This is a genomic window from Rhodococcus sp. Ni2 (assembly GCF_021352185.1).
Taxonomy (GTDB): domain Bacteria; phylum Actinomycetota; class Actinomycetes; order Mycobacteriales; family Mycobacteriaceae; genus Rhodococcus_F; species Rhodococcus_F qingshengii.
On record NZ_WOXZ01000001.1, the window covers coordinates 2,486,270 to 2,506,103 of the forward strand.

The 19,834-nt window shown below is 64.5% G+C and carries 11 protein-coding genes; 5 read left to right on the plus strand and 6 right to left on the minus strand.

Annotated features, from left to right (window positions below; genetic code table 11):
• The first annotated feature begins 32 nt into the window (after positions 1–32).
• Positions 33–4,976, plus strand: coding sequence for a polyketide synthase Pks13 (pks13, locus tag GN300_RS12105; RefSeq protein ID WP_063315259.1), 4,944 nt, complete (start codon positions 33–35; stop codon positions 4,974–4,976).
• Positions 4,973–6,514, plus strand: a complete 1,542-nt coding sequence (locus tag GN300_RS12110; protein ID WP_003943957.1) for an acyl-CoA carboxylase subunit beta — start codon at positions 4,973–4,975, stop codon at positions 6,512–6,514. The genes pks13 and GN300_RS12110 overlap by 4 nt, the downstream gene beginning before the upstream one ends.
• Here GN300_RS12110 and GN300_RS12115 read toward each other — a convergent pair.
• Entirely contained in the window at positions 6,511–7,422 is a 912-nt protein-coding gene (locus GN300_RS12115; RefSeq protein WP_007731813.1) for a LysR family transcriptional regulator, read from the minus strand. The two genes, GN300_RS12110 and GN300_RS12115, sit on opposite strands and share 4 nt — an antisense overlap.
• 73 nt (positions 7,423–7,495) lie before the next feature.
• Here GN300_RS12115 and GN300_RS12120 point away from each other — a divergent pair, with 73 nt between their 5' ends.
• Positions 7,496–8,446, plus strand: a complete 951-nt coding sequence (locus GN300_RS12120) for a DMT family transporter (RefSeq protein WP_042447620.1) — start codon at positions 7,496–7,498, stop codon at positions 8,444–8,446.
• On the opposite strand, the gene GN300_RS12125 is transcribed toward GN300_RS12120, so the two are convergent.
• The 3 genes from GN300_RS12125 to GN300_RS12135 form a co-directional block, all read right to left on the minus strand.
• A complete protein-coding gene (locus tag GN300_RS12125) occupies positions 8,443–11,745 on the minus strand; it encodes an arabinosyltransferase domain-containing protein (protein WP_063315258.1) in 3,303 nt (1,100 codons plus the stop codon). The genes GN300_RS12120 and GN300_RS12125 overlap by 4 nt on opposite strands.
• A gap of 73 nt (positions 11,746–11,818) precedes the next feature.
• Positions 11,819–15,073, minus strand: coding sequence for an arabinosyltransferase domain-containing protein (locus GN300_RS12130; RefSeq protein ID WP_063315257.1), 3,255 nt, complete (start codon positions 15,071–15,073; stop codon positions 11,819–11,821).
• A gap of 82 nt (positions 15,074–15,155) precedes the next feature.
• Entirely contained in the window at positions 15,156–15,425 is a 270-nt protein-coding gene (locus GN300_RS12135) for a helix-turn-helix domain-containing protein (protein WP_003943854.1), read from the minus strand.
• Positions 15,426–15,474: 49 nt separating this feature from the next.
• Here GN300_RS12135 and map point away from each other — a divergent pair, with 49 nt between their 5' ends.
• Positions 15,475–16,239, plus strand: coding sequence for a type I methionyl aminopeptidase (map, locus tag GN300_RS12140; RefSeq protein ID WP_063315966.1), 765 nt, complete (start codon positions 15,475–15,477; stop codon positions 16,237–16,239).
• A 9-nt stretch (positions 16,240–16,248) separates the two neighbouring features.
• On the opposite strand, the gene GN300_RS12145 is transcribed toward map, so the two are convergent.
• Positions 16,249–18,081, minus strand: a complete 1,833-nt coding sequence (locus tag GN300_RS12145; protein ID WP_063315256.1) for a hypothetical protein — start codon at positions 18,079–18,081, stop codon at positions 16,249–16,251.
• Between the two features lie 316 nt (positions 18,082–18,397).
• On the opposite strand from GN300_RS12145, the gene GN300_RS12150 reads away from it, so the two are divergent.
• Complete coding sequence (locus GN300_RS12150; RefSeq protein WP_063315255.1) at positions 18,398–19,087, plus strand: MspA family porin; 690 nt, start codon at positions 18,398–18,400, stop codon at positions 19,085–19,087.
• Between the two features lie 21 nt (positions 19,088–19,108).
• Here the strand turns inward: GN300_RS12150 and GN300_RS12155 are convergent, their stop codons facing one another.
• Positions 19,109–19,741, minus strand: a complete 633-nt coding sequence (locus GN300_RS12155; protein ID WP_231915915.1) for a hypothetical protein — start codon at positions 19,739–19,741, stop codon at positions 19,109–19,111.
• Between the last annotated feature and the right edge of the window lie 93 nt (positions 19,742–19,834).

Here is a 19,834-nt window from a genome sequence, read left to right on the forward strand (position 1 = left end):
AGTCCCTTCATGATCGGTGGCTTGGTGAGTTGATGGTTGAACAAGATGGTGCGCAGAGCAAAGACGTTGTGAGCGAGATGAGTGTCGCGCAGCTGCGTGAGTGGCTTCGCAATTGGATCGCCAACGCGACCGGTCAGCCGGCGGGTTCGATCACGGACGATCGCCCGATGGAAGAGTTCGGGCTCGCCTCGCGGGACGCAGTTGCTCTGAGCGGAGACATCGAGGATCTGCTCGGCGTCACGCTGACCGCCACGGTTGCCTATCAACACCCCACCATCGCTTCGCTGGCTACTCGGATCATCGAAGGTGAGCCCGAGGCGCCGGAGGAGACCGTCGACGCCTCGTATTACGTCTCAGGCGGCACGACGGACGCTCACGACATCGCCATCGTCGGACTGTCCACACGATTCCCCGGTGCCGGGCACACGCCTTCGGACATGTGGGAAATGCTGGCGGACGGACGCGACGGCATCAGCGACCTCCCCGAGGACCGCTGGGCCGAGTTCATGTCGGATCCCGCCATCAAGGCCGCGGTCGAGAACGCGAACACCAAGGGCGGGTACCTCGACGACGTCAAGGGTTTCGACGCCGAGTTCTTCGCGATGTCTCCGCTCGAGGTCGTCAACGTCGATCCGCAGCAGCGCCTCGCACTCGAACTCGCGTGGGAAGCACTCGAGCACGCTCGCATTCCGGCCAGTGGGCTCAAGGGCAAGCAGGTCGGTGTTTTCATCGGCAGTTCCGCCAACGACTACCAGCTGCTCGCGGTCAGTGATCCGACGACGGCGCATCCGTACGCGCTGACCGGAACGTCGACGGCCATCGTCGCGAACCGGGTCTCGTACTTCTTCGACTTCCGTGGACCGTCCATCGCTCTGGACACCGCATGTTCGTCTTCGCTGGTTGCCGTTCACGAGGCTGTGCGCTCGCTGCGCAGCGGTGACTCCAACATCGCGCTGGCCGGTGGCGTCAACATGCTGCTGGCCCCTCCCGGAACCCTCGGTTTCGATCAGACCGGGATGCTCGCTCCCGACGGAAAACTGCGTGCCTTCTCCGCTCAGGCTCAGGGAATCGTTCGCAGTGAGGGCGGCGGACTCGTCGTGCTCAAGCGCCTCGAAGACGCCGAGCGTGACGGAGATTCCATCCTCGCGGTGATCGCCGGATCCGCGGTCAACCAGGACGGCCGTTCCAACGGTCTGCTCGCACCCAATCCCGATGCCCAGGCCGACGTGTTGCGTTTCGCGTACCGCGACGCCGGAATCTTGCCGACCACCGTCGACTACATCGAGGCGCACGGAACGGGTACCGATCTCGGTGATCCCATCGAGGCCGACGCGCTCAGTCGTGTCGTCGGTCGTGGTCGTGACGACGACAAGCCGGCACTGCTCGGTAGCGCGAAGACCAACTTCGGGCACCTGGAAGCAGCTGCAGGCGCCGCCGGCCTGATCAAGGTCGTTCTGGCGATGCAGGAAAACAAGATTCCCGCGACGATCAACTACCTGGGCCCGAACCCGCACATCGACTTCGAGAAGTCGCACCTGCAGGTGACGCCCGAGGCCACCGACTGGCCGCGCTACACCGGCAAGGCTGTCGCCGGTGTCTCCGGTTTCGGTTTCGGTGGAACCAACGCGCACGTCGTGGTCAAGGAGTACGTACCTGCCGAGACGGTAGTCGATGAACCGGTTGTGGATGCCCCGGTGGTCGACGAACCGGCAGCAGAGAACGAGAGCACCGTTGTGCTGGCCGTTTCCGGCGCGCTGCCGTCGCGTCGTCGCCGCGCAGCCGCTGACCTGGCCGACTGGCTCGAAACCGAAGAGGGAAGCAAGACGCCCCTCGCCGACGTCGCCCGCACACTCGCGCGTCGCAACCACGGACGCTCGCGCGCCGCTGTTCTGGCGAAGACGCGCTCCGAGGCCATCAGCTCGCTGCGCGCCGTCGCCGCAGGCAAGCCTGCTCAAGGAGTCTTCTCGGCCGACTCTCCGTCGCCCAAGGGCGCGGTGTGGGTGTTCTCGGGCTTCGGCTCGCAGCACCGCAAGATGGCCAAGCAGCTCTACACGGAGAACTCGGCCTTCAAGGCGGCCGTCGACGAGGTCGACGCGCTGATCCAGGACGAGGCCGGTTACTCGATGGTCGAGATGTTCCTCGACGATTCGATCGAGTACAACGTCGAGACAGCCCAGGTGGGAATCTTCACCATCCAGGTCGGTCTGGCCGCGTTGCTGCGTCACCACGGCGCCGAGGCCGAAGCCGTGGTTCCGCACTCGATGGGTGAGGCCGCTGCCGCGTACGTTTCCGGCGGTCTGAACCTGGAAGACGCTGTCCGCGTGATCTGTTCACGTTCACGGCTGATGGGTGAGGCCGAGGGCGCACTTGTCGGTGACGACATCCGTCTGATGGCTCTGCTCGAGTACAGCGCATCCGAGATCGAGGCGCTGCTGCCCACGTACCCCAAGCTCGAGGTCTGTGTTTACGCAGCTCCGACGCACACGGTGATCGGTGGACCACAGCCGGACATCGAGGCGATCGTCGCGGCCGCCGAGGCCGACGGCAAGATGGCGCGTGTCCTGCAGACCAAGGGCGCCAGCCATACTTCGCAGGTAGATCCGCTGCTCGGTGAGCTTGCCGCCGAGTTGGCCGGTATCGAGCCGACCACGTTGAAGCTCGGCGTCTACTCGTCCGTCGACAAGGACACCTTCTACCGCCCCGGTCACGAGCCGATCCATCAAGAGGCGTACTGGGTCAAGGGTCTTCGCCACAGCGTGTACTTCACCAACGCGGTACGCGGTGCAGTTGCCCACGGCCACACCACTTTTGTCGAACTTGCACCCAATCCGGTGACGTTGATGTCGGTGGCGGCTACTGCTTTCGATTCGGGCCTGCACGACATGGAGCTCATCCAGACGCTCAAGCGTAAGGAAGACGAGTCCGCGGGTGTTCTTGCCGCTCTCGCACAGCTGTACGTGCACGGCCATGCCGTGAACCTCGAGTCTCTGCTTCCCGCAGGCGATTTCGCTTCGGTTCCGCGTACCGCATTCCTGCGTAAGCCGTATTGGCTCGACATTCGCGTCAGTGCCGGCGGTTCGGCTCGCGTACCCGGTTCGCACGTCGCTCTGCCCGACGGCCGCCACGTGTGGGAGGTCGATGCATCCGTCGTCACCGATCTGGCTGTGCTCGTGAGCGCTGCTGCCGGACAGGTGCTCTCGGATGTCGCTCTCACCGCTGCCGTTCCCCATGGTGAGCTGGCCGGCGCTGCGACCCTGACGACGACACTCAACCCGCATCCGGGTGGAGCGTCGGTGCAGGTGCACGCTCGTGAGGGTGCTACGTTCCGTCTGCTCTTCGACGCCGTCGTCACGTCGGGTGAGCCGCTGCCCGAGCTGGTCGTCAGCGCGCCGGTCAAGACCAGTGCGCCGATGGAATCCCTGGCCGAGGTCGTCGAAGACGCCGGAGACAAGTGGGATCCGAACGGTTCGCAGAGCCTCGACGACCGCCTCAAGATCGTGGTTGCCGAGTCGATGGGGTACTCGCCGGAGGATCTGCCGGCCGAGGTTCCGCTCATCGAACTGGGTCTCGACTCGCTCATGGCGATGCGTATCAAGAACCGCGTCGAGTACGAGTTCGACATTCCGCAGCTCCAGCTCCAGGCAGTCAAGGACGCGAGCCTCAACGAGGTCAACAAGTACCTGCGCTACGCGATCGACAATCGCGAAGAGGTTCAGGCGATGGCCGACAAGCAGGCCGCGGAGAAGTTGGCGGCCGACGCTGCTGACGAGGACGTTGCTCCCGCAGAGGTGGCAGTGGAACTACCTACCACTGCTCCGGTTGCTGCTGCGCCTTCCGATCCTTCTCGAGCCGGAACTGCCGACGACGCAGGCTCGGACGTTCCGCCGCGAGATGCGGCCGAGCGCTTGACGTTTGCGACGTGGGCGGTTGTCACCGGGAAGTCGGCCAAGGGCATCTTCAACGATCTGCCGATCGTCGGTGACGAGGTCGCCGAGAAGCTTGCTGCTCGGCTTTCCGAGCGTGCCGGCGGCGAGATCACTCTCGACGACGTTCTCGACTCCACCACCATCGAAGAGCTTGCGGACGTCGTTCGCCAGTACCTCGAGGACGACGGCAAGATCGACGGACTCGTACGTACTCTGCGTGCCCGTCCCGAAGGTTCCACTGCCGTACCGGTATTCGTCTTCCATGCTGCCGGTGGTTCGACGGTGACGTACGAGCCTCTGCTCAAGCGCCTGCCCGCCGGCACGCCGATGTACGGGTTCGAGCGGGTCGAGGGCTCGATCGAAACCCGCGCTGCTGCTTACGTTCCGCTGCTGCGTGAGATCCAGGGCGACGGGCCGTACGTGCTGTGTGGCTGGTCGTTCGGTGGCGTGATGTCGTATGCGGTCGCGAAGTTGCTGCGCGAGCAGGGCGCCGACGTGCGTGTGGTCGGGCTGCTCGACACCGTCATGGCCGGCGAGGTCGTGCCGGACACCGAGGCGGAACGACGCAAGCGTTGGGAGCGCTACGGCAAGTTCGCCAAGCGCACCTACAACCTGGATGTGCCGCTGCCGCTTGACGTTCTGGCTTCCACCGAAGCCGACGAGGATCAGATCCAGATCTTGATGGACATGATCAAGATGAGCGGCGCCAAGATTCCCGGCGGCATCATCGAGCATCAGCGGACGTCGTGGTTGGACAATCGCGCCATCCAGACGGCCGAGTTCAGCAGTTACGACGGCGACGTCGTGCTCTACATGGCTGACAAGTACCACGACGAGCTGATGACGCTCGAGCCTGCATTCAAGACCCGCAAGGCAGATGGTGGCTGGGGTGACTACGTGAAGAACCTCGAGGTCGTCTACATCGGCGGGGACCACCTGCAGATCGTCGACGAGCCGTACATCGCGAAGGTTGCGGCAGACCTCACCACCAAGCTGGCCCAGATCGAGACAGCTCAGACCAAAGCAGCGGAAACCGGAGTTCAGAAGTGACGACAACCACCGCGGAGAAGCTCGCTGAACTCCGCGAAAAGTTGGAGAAGGCAAAGGAACCCGGCTCGGCTCGGGCCATTGCCAAGCGCGATGCAGCAGGGCACAGCACGCCGCGCCAGCGCATCGACATGTTGCTCGACCCCGGTAGCTTCATCGAGATCGGTGCCCTGGTGAAGATGGCGGGCGAGGGCAACCCGTACAGCGACGGCGTCATGACCGGTCACGGAACCGTCGACGGGCGTCCGGTAGCCGTGTTCGCGCACGATCAGACGGTGTTCGGCGGTGCCGCCGGAGAGATGTTCGGCCGTAAGGTCGCAGCTGTCAACGATTTTGCGCTGAAGGTGGGCTGCCCGGTCGTCGGTATCAACGATTCCGGTGGAGCTCGCATCCAGGACGCCGTTTCCTCGTTGGCCTGGTACGCCAACATGGGTTCACGTCAGGAGCCGTTGTCCGGCCTGTGCCCGCAGATCTCGGTCATCCTCGGTAAATGCGCCGGCGGTGCCGTGTACGCCCCGATCAACACGGACGTCGTGGTCGCGACCGAAGAGTCGTACATGTTCGTCACCGGACCCGACGTCATCAAGTCGGTCACCGGCGAAGAGGTCAGCCTCGAGGACTTGGGTGGAGCCCGCAAGCAGGCGGAGTACGGAAACATCCATCACGTCGCTCCCGACGAGAAGGCTGCCTTCGACTGGGTGCGTGAGTACCTGAGCTTCATGCCGTCGTCGTGCCAGGAGAAGGCGCCGCTGATCAACCCGGGCCTCGAACCCGAGATCACCGAGTCGGATCTCGAACTCAATGCGTTCATGCCGGATGCCGACAACGCCGGCTACGACATGCACGACATCATTCTGCGGATCTTCGACGACGGCACTTTCCACGAAATCGGAGCCCAGGTCGCGCACAACGTGATCACCGGATTCTCCCGCGTCGACGGCCTGCCCGTCGGTGTCGTGGCCAACCAGCCCACGTACCTCAGTGGCGCCCTCGACGCGGACAGCTCCGACAAGGCCGCCCACTTCGTGCGTCTGTGCGACGCTTTCAACATCCCGCTCGTCTTCGTCGTCGACACACCGGGCTTCCTTCCCGGCGTCGATCAGGAAAAGGTCGGCGTCATCAAGCGCGGCGGGCGTTTCCTGTTCTCGTACATCGAAGCCACTGTGCCGAAGGTGACTGTGGTGGTTCGTAAGGCGTACGGCGGCGGTTATGCCGTCATGGGCTGCAAGCAGCTCGGTGCCGACATCAACCTCGCGTGGCCGACCGCTCGTATCGCCGTGATGGGCGCCGAGGGTGCCGTCAACATCATGGGGCGGCGTCAGCTCGCCGAGGCCGGTGAGAATGCACCCGCGGTGCGTGCTCAGCTGATCAACTTCTACAACGAGTTCGTCGCGACGCCGTACATCGCGGCGGAGCGCGGATACATCGACGCGGTGATCGAGCCTTCGCAGACGCGTCTCGAGATCCGTAAGGCTCTGAAGTTGCTCGCGGACAAGACGATCTTCAAGAACCCGCGCAAGCACAACTTGATGCCGCTCTAGTTCTTTTTGTCACCGAGGGCGTCGAACTGGCGGCGTAGCGCTTCTATCGCCGCCAGGACGGCCGGCCTTTCGCTGTCTGTCCGCCAGGCGAGGTAGATGTCTCGGCCGAGCGGCGGAACCGTGTCGAGCATTCGAACACCTTCCGGCGGTACAACTCTCGCCAGACGTGGAATCAATGCGACGGCGAGGCCCTGAGCGACGAATTCGACCTGGGTGGGAAACTCGGCGACCTCGTACTCGATTCGTGGGTCGAACCCCTGCGCGCGCAGGGTCCGGACGGTGAAGGTGTGAAAGTCCGTTCCCCGTGTCCACGTCGCCCAGGCATGCTCGGACAGCTCGCTGAGCGCGACGACCTTGTTCTCCGCCAGCGGATGTGACGCCGGGAGAGCGAGCAGCGCCACGTCGTCGTACACGGGCGTGAAGGAGAGTCCGTCGGGAAGTTCGACGGGCAGAGTGCTCCAACTGTCGACCACCACGACATCGAGGTCGCGGCGAATCAGTGCGGGGAGCAGTTCTTCGGATTCGCCTTCGTTGAAGGTGATTTCGAGCTGCGGGTGCGCATGCCTGATTTCGGCGATGGCTCGCGGCAGCACCGTCCTGCTGGGGGAGACCAGGGCGCCGATACGTACGCGGCCCGTCACCTCGCTCTGCAGCGACGCGATTTCCGCCTCGGCCTGGGCGAGCGTCGAGAGAACCTCTGCGGTTCGGCGCGCGAGGATTCGGCCCGCTTCTGTGAGTCGCACACCGCGGCCCTGCGGTTCGAGGAGCGGAACACCGACCTCTCGCTCGAGCTTGTTCAACTGCTGCGAAATCCCGGAGGGTGTGACATGCAAGGTGCGGGCGGCAGCCGCCACTGATCCGTTCTCGGCGACGGCGTGCAGGGCGCGAAGTCTTTCGAGATTCAACACAGTAGCAATGCTACCGAATATACGGTCTGAACATTTGCTTGTGCTGAATAGTTAGCGGCAGGAACATTGTCGAGTGACCACACTGACCTCCGCGACCGCGCAGACACCGACACCCACCCGAACTCCTCGGGGGCGCATCGACCCTCGATTGCTCGTCGTCGGAGGCGCAGCTGCGATCTCGATCAGTTCGCTCCTCATCAAGTTGGCTGATGTCGGGCCCTCGACCGCCGTTTTCTTCCGTTGCTTTCTGGCCTTGCCGCCGCTGTTGTGGTTGGCGTGGCGGGAGTACCGCCGGGTGGGCAAGCCGAGCCGGCGGGCAGTCGTTCTGCAGGTGCTCGGCGGTCTGTTGCTCGGACTGGATTTCGCGTTGTGGTCGCAGTCGATTCTGATGATCGGCGCGGGGATGGCGAGCGTCGTCGTGAACGTGCAGGTGGTCGTGGTGCCCGCACTGTCCTGGTTGGTGTTCGGCCATCGGGTGCCGATGCGGTTCGTCTTCGCCCTGCCGTTCATGTTCACGGGAATCGCCTTGGCGGGCGGCGTGTTCGGGGGTGGGGGAACCGGCGACGACTTGCTGTGGGGAACGGCGCTCTCGCTCGTCTCCGGAATCGCCTACGGCGGCTACATCTTCGTGGTCGGCCGGACGGGCGAGGCGGATCGGGCAGCGAGCCAGGTGTTGATCTCGACGACGTCCGCGGGCATCGCCGGGTCCGTCATCGGATCACTGTGGGGCCGGATCGATTTCGTCCCGGGCTGGGAAGCCTTCGGCTGGCTCGCGGCACTGGCACTGGTCGGCCAGGTGTTCGGCTGGATGCTGATGGGGCACTCGCTCCCTCGGCTTCCCGCCGAGGTGGGCGCGACGCTCCTGCTCATGCAACCGGTTCTCGCCGTGCTGCTGGCAGTTGTGCTGCTCGGCGAACGGCCAGGCGTTGGGCAACTACTCGGGTGCGTCGTCGTTGTCGGAGCGGTCTCGGCCGTCTCCGTACGTCGCACCCGAGCAGTCACCCGAGTAGGTAGCGCAGGCTAGTGCACTCGCATCTCGCCGGGCATCCACATGCCCGAGCGGGTTGCGGTGCCCGTCTCCACCTCTGCCGGAACCGCATTGGGGAAGTACCGGTCGTACCGCTCGAGTGATCCCCAGTCCCGCGCCCAGTCGTCCTTCAGATATGTAGGAACCGTCGTCGCACCGGCAAGAACCTCGGTGAATCCGAGCGGGCCACCGTTGTCCGCGGACTGCCAGGTGTCGGTGGAACTGACCGCAAGAGGACGGTCCGGGAGGATGCGGAAGTTCGGCATCTCGGCCACACCGTTCTGATGTGTGAACGGACGTTGGCACGGGAACTGAAGGCCGACAGCCCAGTCCAGGAGGACCGGCTGCTCGTTGCCGATGTACGAGTTCAGGGACTCGAGCTTGGGCACGCGCGGCGGCGTGAATGCCATCCACTGATCGCCCGTGAGGTTGGGATCGAACGCGACCACCCGAACGGCGTCCGCGTCCGGCGCGAGTTCGTCGATCGGGATACGGACGTTGCGCCACGACGGCGCGGGTCCGATGTCTCGCGGCATGTACGAACCCTGAACCTGCACGGTTCCGTCGGGCTGAGTCTTGCCGTACTCGACCAGAAGTGACTGGCCGTACGTGATCGCACCGGTGTTGTCGACGGACCACACACGCCCGGCGACGGACATGACCACCAGCGGTGATTCTTCACTGCGAGTGGGCAATCCGTACCAACTCGAGATGAGGGAAGCAGGTTCCTGCACGCCGGGCTGGTAGCTGCCCATGACCGGCGTTTTCGACGGATCGAGGCCGAAGGGGAGCTTGGCCGTGCTGCCGTTGACGCCGACGTTGCCGGTGCCGCCGCTGGTTCCGGCACCGGAACCGGTGGCGAAGGTGGGACCGACACTCTGGCTGTCGGTATTGCCCATGCCCTGCTTGACTTCGATGTAATCCGCAGTCAGATCGCTGGGAACCCCATTGGGGGAGAAGCCCTTCGAATCAACTCCGGACAACGGATCCTCGGCATTGAATCCGGGAGCGGTCAGAGGCCGCAGATTCCCGGAATTGACGTCGGTCTCGACCAGAACGTCATCGGCCATGCCGCAGGTCTTGCCCGCGAGTGCCTCGATGTTGCTTCGGCCCAGCGAGTACGCCGGGTACTGCGACACTGCACCCTTGAGTAGCGAGAGCACCTCGAACAGGACCATCAGACCGGCAATCACGGTGAGGGGAGCGGCCGCGAACTTGCGAATTCGTCTGCCCTTGGCCGTGTTCGGCTTCTCGGGCGGGGCGGCGAATCCCTCACGCAGGTACTGCCAGGCGGCAAAGGCCAAGGCGAGAGCAAAGAGCGCGAGGAACAGGGTGTTGGATTCACGGCCGTCGTAGGAGATGGTCTTGTCGAACCACGGCACGCCGTAACTCGAGACGTACCAGTAGCCGTTGATGCCGGCGAACGTCAACGCGAGCATCAGGAGCAGTCCGGCCACGAACACCGATCGGTTACGACGCGAGCGCAGGGCGGACGCGGACACGGCCACGGCGGTCAGCGCGGCGAGAGAACCGGCGATGCCCGCGTACGCACCGAAGTGGTGAGTCCACTTGGTGGGGTTGAACATCATCAGGAACATCGTGCCGAAGACGACGCCGACCAGGCGCCACGACGGACCGGTTGCCGCGCCGGGGACGCGGCCGCGGCGCAACAACACGAAGAGCGTCGTGAAGAGGCACAGGATCATCGTCAAGAACGCGAAGCGTCGGGCAACCGAGCCGTCGACCGTCTGGACGAAGAGGTAGTAGTAGCGCAGGAAGTCCTGGTACCACTCGAGATTGGGCCCGATGATCGTTCGGACGCGCGTGGCTTCCATGACGCCGGCAAAGGTCTGGTCGGCGAAGATGACCACCAGCACGATGGTTCCGGCAGCGGCGATCGGAGCGAGAAGCGGCAGGGTGCCGACCAGTCGGTGACGCTTGACGACGATGCGCACCAACGGGCGCACACCGGCGAGAAGGGCTGCGATACACATCAATCCGGTGGGTGCGGCGGCAAGAGTGAAGGCGCCGATCAAGATTGCCGTGGCCGCGGGCAGCAGACGTCCGGTGGCGATGGCGCGCTCGATGGAGCACCAGGTGAGCAGTGCGCCGAGAGCCACGATGGGTTCGGGGCGAAGACCGTTGTTGTACGCCAGCCAGAAGGACAGGAACACCAGCCCGCCGGTCCAGAGGGCGACGTTGCTCCGGCGAACCGCCCGGCCGAGACGCGGGACGACCTCGCGGCTGATGACCATCCAGCAGAGGATTCCGGCGAGCAGAGCGGGCAGACGCATGAACGGGCTCGCGGTCGAGATCTTCGCCATCACGGCCAGCACTTCGTAATACCAACCGAACGGGGCCTCGGGAACGCCGAACCAACGGAAGTAGTTGGCCATGTATCCCGCGTCCGGTGAGACTCGGGCCATGGTGAGGAGGTAACCGTCGTCGGCGGTGTTCGCGCCGATGAAGTGCCACACGACGAGCGTGCCGACCACCACTCCGTCGATACCGGAGAACTTCCACCAGCGTGCGGGCAGGAAGCGTCGGTGCTTGCGGCCGTCGGTGCCGTCGAGGCGAGCCAGGGCGACCAGCGCGACGATGGTCGAGAGGACGGCCACGATCATCGCGACCAGCTTCAAGACGCTTGGGCTCGACGAGAAACGTGAGTCGATCGTCATCGAGAAGCCGAGGCCCTCGGGGGCAGCGCCGTCGGGCAGGTCGCTGAAGACGCCGACCACCTGCGGGCGGAAGTCACCGTCGAGTTGGCCACGAATCGGGTTGCCGTCGGGATAGGTCAGTCCGACGAACTCTGCCGTGGTTCGGTTGACGTCAGAGCTGAACGCGATGGCGCCACAGCGACTGGACTCGACGTCCTCGCGTGCCGCCGAAGCGACGACGACGTTGCGATCGAGCACGTCGACGCTCGTCGCGGACACCCGGACGAACATCGACGACAGTGCCGCGCCGTCGCCCTGTGCAGGTGCCGTCGACAGCAAGATGCCGCCGCCCTCCGGCAACGAGCTGACCGCGGTACAGGGGATCGATGCGTTGACGTCGATGGGAACCTGCGCCATCAGCGGTGCCTCGACGTCGCCGATCACGCCGTTCTGCGGCCAGTTGACCGAAGCCGTCGTCTGCACGACGGGAAGCAGCGGAGTCGCCAGTGCGAGCACGAAGCCGAGCAAGCCGGCGATGATCGCGACCCATCGCGTGCGATGGAAACGCTCGCGGGCATCCTGACCAGCAGGAGGCGGCGAACTCGAAGTCTGGGGTGAAGCTGTCACGGCGTCGGGCACGGCTACCGATGGTATGTCAGGGCTGAGCGTGGACCTACCGTGCCCAGGTGGTTGGTAGGTCCACGCGTAACAGTTACGACTGGTAACGAATCGGGCCCGGTGTCCAGGTGCCCGACCGGGTCTCGGTGGTGACGTTCATTTGCGCGGGAATCGCGTCCGGATCGAGCGGTGTGTACTGCTCGAGCGAACCCCAGTCACGATCCCAGTCGTTGTCCAGATAGGTCGGCAATGCCCTGGCCGAGAGCAGTTCGGTAGTCCAGCCGAGCGGTCCGCCGCCGTAGTGGTCCTGCCAGGCGTTGGTGGACTCCGCGCCGATGCGGTCGGGCAGGATGCGCCAGTCGGGGATCTCGGCGACGCCGTACAGGTGATCGACCGGACGCTGGCACGGGAAGGCCAGACCGACAGCCCAGTCCATCAGCACGGGATCGGTGGATCCGACGACGTCCTGCAGCGTGCGCATGGTCGGCACTCGTGGCGGTGTGACCGCCAGCCACTGGTCGGCGCTGATGTCGGTGTCACTGGCCACCAGACGCACGGTGTCGGCGTCGGCGGGCAGCTGATCGATCGGAACGCGCAGGTTGCGCCACGACGGCGACGGGCCGATGTCGATCGGATCGACACGTCCCAGTGCGTCGACGCTCCCGTCGGCCTGCTTCTTGCCGTACTCGACCTGCAGCACTGCGCCGGGGGTGACGATGCCGTCGGAGTTGACGTAGCGGATGCGTCCGGCGGCCGCGACGGTCAGGAGCGGTGCGGCGTCGTTGCGCTCGGGGAGTGAATACCAACCGGTGGTCAGTGACGCGTTCTGAGGTGCTCCGTAACTACCGAGCACCGGGGTTTTTGCGGGGTCGAGCCCGAACGGGAGCGCGACGTTGCTGCCGTTGACGCCGGCCGTCGACTGCGAGCCACCGGCGGTGCCGGATCCGGTTCCCGGCGTGGTGGTGCCGGACTGCGAGGTCGAGGTGTCGAGGCTGTTTGCACTGCCTGCCGTCGAGTCTTCTGCGTCGGCCGTGAGGTCGCCTGCAACCCCGTCCGGCGAGAACCCGGTTGATTCGCTCGCACCGAATGCACCCGCGCCGGCGAGATCGGTGGGCCGATCCGTCAATTGCAGAACGCCGGCGTTCGGATCGGACTCGACGAGTACCTCACCCGCGAGACCGCAGCTTCCGCCGAAGACGGATTCGATGTTGGACTTGCCGATCGAATACGCGGGGTACTGCGCGACCGCGCCCTTGAGCAGGGACAGCACCTCGAACAGCACGACCGCTCCGGCCGCGATGGTCAACGGTGACGGGGCGAGAAGGCGGAGTCGCCTGGTCTTCTTGACGCTGTCCTCTGTGCCGTTTCGCCGGCGCGGCTCCATGACGTGGTACCACGCGGCCAGCAGCAGCGCGAGAATCGTGAGGCCGAGGAAGGCCGTCGAGAATCCCTTGCCGGCGATTGACGGCGGCTTGTCCCACCACGGGACGCCGTAACTCGAGACGTACCACCAGCCGTTGGAGCTCGTGAACGCCACAGCGAGGATGAACAGGATGCCCGCGGCGAACAGCGCGCGGTTTCGTTTGGAACGCATGCTCGACGCACTCACACCGACGGCGGCGAGGACGGCCACCGTGGCGGCCAGACCGGCGTACACACCGAAGTGGTGAGTCCACTTGGTGGGGGTGAACTGCATCAGGAGCAGCGACGCGAACACGATGCCGAGGATTCGGCGCGAGGGCCCGATAGCGGTGCCGGGGATCCGGCCCTTGCGCAGGATCATCATGACGCAGAAGACGAGTCCGACGATCATGACGAACATGCCGAAGCGGCGTGCGAGTGAGCCGTCGGGGGAGATGGTCATCAGTGCGTCCCAACGCAACCGTTCCTCGAACCACGGAACGTTCGGCCCGACGGCCGTTCGCACTCTGGTCGATTCGAGAACTGTCGCGAGGGTTTGATCTGCGAAGACCGCGACGAGCACCACGGTTCCGGCGGCGAGAATCGGCATGATCTGGGACAGGAAGCCGACGCGTTTGCCGCGGGCGATCAGGATCTGCAGGATCGGCCTGGCTCCGGCGATCAGCGCGCCGATCGCGATCAGCCCGGAAGGCCCGGCGGCCAGCGAGAATGCGGCGATCAGCACGGCCATCGCGGCGGGCAACAGACGTCCGGTGGCGATGGCGCGTTCGATGGAGCACCACGTGAGCAGAGCGCCGAGGGCGATGATGGGCTCGGGGCGCAGGCCGTTGTTGTACGGCAACCAGAAGGCGAGAAACACGAGCCCGCCGGTCCAGATGGCAACCTTGTTGCGGCGCACCGCAACACCGAGTCGCGGGATCACCTCGCGGCTGATCACCATCCAACACAGAATGCCGGCGATCAGCGCGGGCAGGCGCATCCACATGCTCGCGGTGCTGACCTTCGCGAACAGCGCCAGCACGTCGTAGTACCAACCGAACGGCGCTTCGGGGACTCCGAACCAGCGGAAGTAGTTGGCCATGTACCCGGAGTGCTCCGAGACTCGGGCCATGCCGAGCAGGTAACCGTCGTCGGAAGTGTTGGCGCCGAACACATGCCACAGCGCCAGCGTGCCGATAACCAGGGCGTCGATGCCGGTGAACTTCCACCATCGCGCCGGCAGGAACCGCCGCGCACGACGGCCGTCGACGCCGTCGATCCGGTGCAGTGCGTACAGCGAGACGATGGTCGAGAGTGCCGCCACGATCATCGCGAACAGTTTGAGAAGTGTGGGGCTGGACGAGAACCGCGAGTCGACGTCCATGTGGGCGGACAGTCCGGCGGGCGCTGCGCCCTGCAGGTCGGTGAAGATGCCGACCACCTGTGGGCGGTAGTCACCGGTCAGGGTGGTGCCGACGCCGTCGATTCCGGTGACCGCCGCGACGGTCTGCTCGGAGTTGGTCGTGATGGTGATCGCCGTGCACCCGCTCAGTTGATCGAGCGGGGTCGAGATCAATACCGAATCGCGGGTGAGTGCTTCGAGGCGGTCGGCAGTGGTGCGGACGGTGAGGCCGCGGGCGTTTCGGTCCGGCGCCCCGTTCGGCATGGTCGAGAGCAGTGTGCCGCCGCTGCCGCCCAACTGGCCGAGAGTGGAACAGGGGATGCTGATGTCGAGCGATGTGGGCGAGTAGGAGATAAGCGGCGACGAAACGCTGTTGACGGTCCCACCCTGCGGCCAGTCGATGCTCGCGGCTTCCTGCTTGACGGGCAGGAAGGGCGTCGCGAGTGCAAGAAGCAGGCCAAGAAGGCCGGTGACTATCGCGATGAGTCGTGCCGTCCGGACTCGCTGGGAATCCGATTCTCGGGGAGCTTCGGGGCCAGTGGGCACGGGTTTCGGGGGCACTACTACTTCAGACGGCACAAGGAACGATGTTAGGCGAGTGTGGGCCCGCACATCCTGAGAGAACTACTCAGGATGCAACTTCCTGTTCGGATTGTGGTGTTTCAAGTGTTCGGGCAATGGTGTCGAGTGAAATACCCAACACTTCCGCGACCGCGCTGATGGTGAAGAAGGCGGGTGTCGCGATGCGTCCGGTTTCGATCTTGCGCAGCGTTTCGACCGAGATGCCGGCATCGAGCGCTACCTGAACCATGCTTCGGTCTCCCCGTGCAGATCGCAGGAGTTCACCCAGTCGTAGTCCTCGTTCGAGTTCTTCCGCCGTCAGCGGTACGCGCACCATGTGCTTATAGTAATACCGGTATAGTTATTCGACAAGGAAGGTGTTCGAAATGGTCGAAATCAAGACCGCAGGGGAAATCGACGCGATGGCGGCGGCTGGGAGAATCACGGCGCAGGCTCTGGCTGCGGCGCGTGAGGCGGCAAGCGTCGGGGTGACGTTGCTCGAATTGGACGCCGTTGCCGCGGAGGTTATTTCGGCGGCCGGCGCCTCGGCGCTGTTCTTGAACTACCGGCCGGCAACGGCACCGACGCCGTTCCCAGGCGCCATCTGTGCGAGTGTGAACGATGCTGTGGTGCACGGTATCCCGAATGAGTACCGGCTTCGCGACGGTGACCTGGTCAGCATCGACTGCGGCGCGAGACTCGACGGTTGGTGTGGTGACTCCGCCATCAGCTTCACTGTCGGGCGGGGGAGCAGTGAGGATCAGGCACTGATCGACGCGACCGATGAGGCACTTGCCCGTGGCATTGCCGCTGCCCAGCCCGGAAACCGATTGGGCGACATCGGTGCCGCGATCGGACAGTACGCGCGCGGCCTCGGATACGGAATGCTCGCCGATCACGGTGGGCACGGCATCGGCCGCGAGATGCACGAAGGCCCGGACGTGCCCAACGAAGGCCGAGCAGGCAAAGGCTTCCGGCTACGGCCCGGCCTGGTCATCGCCATCGAACCGATGCTCATCGCCGACGGAACCGACGACTACCGGCACGACGCCGACGGGTGGACCCTTCGCACCGTTTCGGGCGCCAGGGCTGCGCACAGTGAGCACACGGTCGCGATCACCGAAGACGGTCCGGTGATCATGACCCGCTGATCAACCCGCTCAGCTCTGGTTGGAGGTCTTGCCGCTCACGAGGTCTCGTACGTCCCACACCCACACGTCGTCGACGCGCTTGGCGTCGAAGCCGACCAGCTCGTCGACCGTGTGGCGCAGGGCGTCGTCGCCGGAGAATCGGGGAAGCACCAGTACGTCGGCGTGCCAGTACCGCAGGTCGGTCAGTGCGTTCGCTCTGGTGCCCACGTCGATCAACGGGACCTTGCCGGTTTGTTTGGCATTGACCAGCAGGGTCGAGGTGGGCCGGGACTCGGCGCCGTAGATTCCGGCGCGGGTCTTCGAATCCGGGCCGACGAAGTACCCGCCGGCGATGGGGAAGCCGAAGTCGGCGTCGACCTGCCAGCTCAGTGCGCGGGCGTCTTCGGCGCTCGCGACGGGAACCGTCACCAGGGTGCCGTCGCTGACGTAGTTCTCCCACGAGCCGCTGGTGATGAATTCGGGCGTCGCAGATCGCTGATCGGCGTCGATGGGGGTCGGGATCAGGGGAATCATCGCGACGGCGAGTGCCACCAGCCAGACACCGGCGGCCGTGCGGCGCGGTCCACGAAGTTCGACAAAAGCGCGGTAGGTGCCGAGGGTGAGCAACAGTCCGATCGCCGGAATCGCGCCCATCGCGAATCGGGATTCGAGCACCGATTCGAACAACGGCAAGTCTGCGAGGAGTTTCCACGGCAGGGTGATGCCGGTCTTGTCACCGTCGATGGTCAGTTCGGAACCGAGCGAGAGCACACCCATCACCACGATCACGGCGGCGGCAGCGCGGGTCAGACGGATGCGCCACAGCCACACCGTTGCACCGAGAAGCAGGAGTACCAACGGCCATCCGAAGTACGCGTTCTCCTCGGTCGGGTTCATTCGGAACTCGGCGCCCTCAGGATCTCCCGCAACCGACTCGGTCGGGAACGTGGTGAGGGCAGCGGTGTCGTTGCCTGCCTGACCGTGTGAGACGCCGTCGTAGCTCGCTGGGCCGAAGAACTGCGACCACAGCGGCACCGCGGTGATCAGGAGTGTGACCGCGCCGCCGATCACGAGGCCGGGCATCGCGCGCTTGATCGCCTGGCGCGACTTGGCCAGGTCGGGCAGTGCATAGGCGGCGCCGAACACCATGGCTGACATCGTGAAGATGAGGAGCGGTTCTTCGCCGAGGAAGATCTGCCAGGCGACGAGTAGGCCGAGCACGACACCGTCGCGAACCGGACGCTTGCCGTTCGAAATGCGCACTACCTGCAAGAATATGAACGGAAGTACGAAGAACGCGACGAAGTTCGGGTGGCCGTTGGCATGCGAGATCATGGCGGGCGCAAATCCGCAGAACCCCGCTCCGACGGCGGCGGCGACCTTGGAGCGGACGGAGACTCCGGTCAGTACGTGCCGCGAGAATGCCCAGTACCAAGCGATGGCGGTGCCGCCGAGGCCGGCGGTCAGCCCGATCGCATACGTGGCGGTCGGTCCGAAGATCAGCGTGATCGGGGCCAACGGGATACTGATGCCGAACATCGCGGTATTGGCCATCAGGTTCACGCCGAGTGGATAATTCTGCAGGTCACTGAACAGTGGGCTGCGGAACTGGGCGAGGGCGTGAGCGGTATCGGCGAAGAACCATTCCCACATGGCCTGGTCGCGGCCCGCGTTGAACAGATAGCCGGACTGCAGATCGCTCCACAGGTTGGACATCACGTAGATCGCCGCGACGGTGAACGTCGCCATGATCGCGAAATCGACCAGACGACCGCGCTGGACGACCGAGCGCCGCACTGCTGAACGGACTCGCCCTGGACGTGCTTCTTCGAGCAGTTGGACGTCGGGCAAGGTCTCGGTCATGCAGTCGGTGCCTTTCGGTTCTGGCGCCCATCCCTGAAGTGGCGATCTCAGAAGTTCGGGGTGGCCTACTTAGGTCTCGATTCGATAACTTCCACTGTCAGAGTAACGAACAAAACGGTTCGCGTCCGCGAGCGGGCGCAGTCAGCGGGACAAACCGGTCCGCCCGACTTGTCCGGAAAGTAATGTTTTCGTGCACCGTTTGACGGGTTCGTGACCGGGGTATCGCAACAAGGATCTTGCTCGCGTTTGTTCAGGCAGCCCCGACGAATCCCATCCTCGACGAAGAGTTGGAACCTACGTCCGGGGCCTATACCGGATGGGATGGTGCTTGTGCATGTCGAAGACAGCAGTTCGTAGTAGCGCAGTAGGAGCAGTGGCCCTGTTGGCCGTTGTCCTGGGGGGTGGGACGGCGTCGGCAGGCGTCGACAACACCAGTTCGATCACCGACGTCAAAGGAAATCGGATAGAGGTCTATCAGGCTGATACCGCTATCCACGTCTTTCCACCTCTCGACAGCTCACCGCTGAGTGTCGAGTTCTTCCACGACGGGGTTGCCGGCGTGAAGATCGACGGCCCGGATGCAGCAAGTTTCACCGGAACGAAGCTGACGATCGGTTATCAGATCGGTTACCCGATCGCGTTGACCGGCGCGACGGTCGTTCTCAACAGTCCCGGTCTCGACTGGGCGATCGACAGTGGCACCGACATCGGCATCGGACTCATCCCAGACCCGGCACTGGGCGTGGACTTCACGAATCACGTCATTCTCGGCGGGGACATCATTCCGTCGCAGGAACTTGACGTCGATCTGGCGCCCGGCGGAATCACCGACGTCGCGCTGCTCGAGGATCAGACATTCGACGGTCCCGAGGCCGCTGTCCGTCTATCCGGAGTTCACGGTTATGTACAGGGAGCAATCGGTCCGGTGACCATCAGGCCGTACGCGAAGGCTGTCACGTCGAATGGCGATACCGTCGTCACTTACGGTGTACCGCAGAGGCTTTAGCGAAAGCGGATGCTCCCCCCGTCACGCTGCAACAGCGTGATGGTGGGAGTTTTCCGCGTTCCGTGTGGTCGAATCGGCGCCACGAATCGGCGAAGCGTCCGCCCAGTGGGCACTACGGGAAACACTGACGAGTTTCGCGACCAACCGTGCCGCGATCCACACGAGGTACACGGCGGTGATCAGAAGCAGAAGTGCCCAGTCGTGCGCGAAGAATCCGACTATCCCGCCGATCGTGAACGCGAGGGCGACGAAGACGACCCGTCCGCCCACGTCGGTCTCGACCAGATATTCGGGTTCGATCGGATCGTCGGGTTCACTCGATTCATCGACGTCCTCGGATGACTCGGCCCTGGACTTCTGGTGGTGTTCGGTGGGGATCTCGAGTAGCTCGCCCCATTCGAGCACCGCAACGGTGTGCGCGGTGTCGGTCGGGATCGCGCGGTAGTCGCGGGACTCGGACACGTCGATGAGAGCCCTTGCCAGAGTGAGTACTTCGATGCGATTGCGAATCGCGACGCTCAACACTTCATGGAAAGCCTGTTCGCGCCCGAACGGTTTGCCGCGCGCAATGACCAGAACATGCTCTGCGGAATCGAGAACTGCACGATGCGGTACAAGCTCGCGGCTTTGCGCAACGAGTTCGCTCACTGTCATCACCTACCCCGCCGGTGGTTGATGCGGCCGTTTGCTCGACTGCGCTTGGAGGGGCTGAGTACCCCGGCAGTTTCGGAAACAAACTCGCCGGAC